Raw genomic sequence first — 2,223 nt, forward strand, 5'->3', positions numbered from 1 at the left:
AGTTGCCGGTGGCCGAATCGAAGGTCTGGCCGGGTACAGCCGGATCCACCGTCATCGGCGCGTCGGGGACGGGCGTGACGGTGATCGACACGGTGGCGGTTTCGTCCGCGCCGCCCGAGCTCACCGTGTAGGTGAAGCTGGTCGAACCGTTGTAGTTGGCGGTCGGCGCGAAATCGAGCGTGCCGTCGGCTTTCAGCGTGACCATGCCGTTCGCCACCGCGACCGGCGTGCCGACGACAACCGCGTTGCCGTCGATGGCGGTAATCGCATGACCCGCGTTCTCGAAGGTATCGTTGGCGTTGACGTCGATATTGACCGCCGTGTCTTCGTTGGTGGTGACCGTGTCGTTGGCGATATCCACCACCGCCGACACCGTCATGTTCACCGTGGCCTGCAAGGTGCCGCCAAAGCCATCGGAGACGGTCACGACGAAGCTGTCGCTACCGTAGTAGTCGGCCGTGGGGGTGTAGGTGTAGGTGCCCGTCGATGCATTGAGCATCACCGCACCGTGCACGGGCGCGGTGCTGACGCTATAGGTCAACGGGTTGCCGTCCGTATCCAGCGCGGAAATCAGGCCAGAGACCGCGTTGTCTTCCGTCGTAGTGTTCGTGTAGGTGTTCGTCGCCGGATCGAACCCTTGATTGCCGACGCGCGGATCGGTCAACACCGGCGGGTCGTTGACCGGCGTCACGCTGACCGACACCGTGGCGGTTTCATCGACGCCACCGGACGTCACCGTATAGGTGAAGCTGGTCGAGCCGTTGTAGTTGGCGGCCGGTGCAAAGTCCAGCGTGCCGTCGGCCTTGAGCGTCACCATTCCGTTCGCGACCGCGACAGGCGTACCGACCACGATCGCGTTGCCGTCGATGGCCGTAATCGCGTGACCCGCGTTCTCGAAGGTGTCGTTCGCATTGACGTCGATGTTGACCGTCGTATCTTCGTTGGTCGTGACCGAGTCGTTCGCGATATCCACCACCGCAGACACTGTGACTTTCACCGTGGACAGGGTGATGTTGCCCGTGCCGTCATCGATTGCCACCACGAAGCTGTCGCTGCCGTAGTAGTCCGCCGTCGGCGTGTAGGTGTAAGCGCCAGTCGAAGCATTGACCGTTACCGTGCCATGCGCCGGCGCGGTGCCCACGCTGTAGGCCAGCGGATCGCCATCGCCATCGACTGCCGAGACCTGGCCGGAAACAGCCGTGTCCTCCGTCGTGGTGGTGGCGTAGTTGCCGGTAGCAGAATCGAAGGTCTGACCCGGTACGGCCGGATCCACAGTCATCGGCGCGTCCGGCACGGGCGTGATATTGACCGAAACGGTAGCCGTCTCATCGACGCCGCCCGACGTCACCGTATAGGTGAAGCTGGTCGAGCCGTTGTAGTTGGCGGCCGGCGCGAAATCGAGCGTGCCGTCCGCCTTGAGCGTGACCATCCCGTTTGCCACCGCGGCCGGCGTGCCGACCACGACGGCGTTGCCGTCAATGGCGGTGACCGCGTGTCCGGCGTTTTCGAAGGAGTCATTGGCGTTGACGTTGATGTTGACCGTCGTGTCTTCGTTGGTCGTCACCGAGTCGTTGGCGATATCCACCACCGCAGAGACTGTCACGTTGACCGTGGACAACGTGATGTTGCCGGTGCCGTCATTGATTGCCACCACGAAGCTGTCGCTGCCGTAGTAATCCGCCGTCGGCGTGTAGGTATAAGCGCCGGTGCTGGCATTGACCGTCACCGTGCCGTGCGCAGGCGCAGTGCCCACGCTGTAGGCCAGCGGATCCCCGTCGCCATCGACTGCCGAGACCTGGCCGGTAACAGCCGTGTCCTCCGTCGTGGTGGTTGCGTAGTTGCCGGTGGCAGAATCGAAGGTCTGACCCGGGACAGCCGGATCCACGGTCATCGGCGCATCCGGCACTGGCGTGATGCTGACCGAAACGGTGGCCGTCTCATCGACCCCACCGGACGTCACCGTGTAGGTGAAGCTCGTCGAGCCGTTGTAGTTGGCGGCGGGTGCAAAATCGAGCGTGCCATCGGCTTTCAGCGTGACCATCCCGTTCGCGACTGCAACCGGCGTACCGACCACGATGGCGTTGCCGTCGATGGCGGTGATCGTGTGCCCAGCGTTCTCAAACGTGTCGTTGGCGTTGACGTTGATGTTGACCGTCGTGTCTTCGTTGGTCGTGACCGTATCGTTGGCAATATCCACCACCGCCGACACCGTCACGCTGACGG

General features: G+C 63.3%; 1 protein-coding gene. It reads right to left on the reverse strand.

The window, feature by feature from the left end:
* Positions 1-2,223: Ig-like domain-containing protein (locus API01S_RS21465; RefSeq protein ID WP_156487151.1), on the reverse strand; the 2,223-nt coding region annotated here is incomplete at both ends.

It is taken from the genome of Achromobacter piechaudii NBRC 102461, from assembly GCF_001571245.1.
Taxonomy (GTDB): domain Bacteria; phylum Pseudomonadota; class Gammaproteobacteria; order Burkholderiales; family Burkholderiaceae_B; genus Achromobacter; species Achromobacter piechaudii.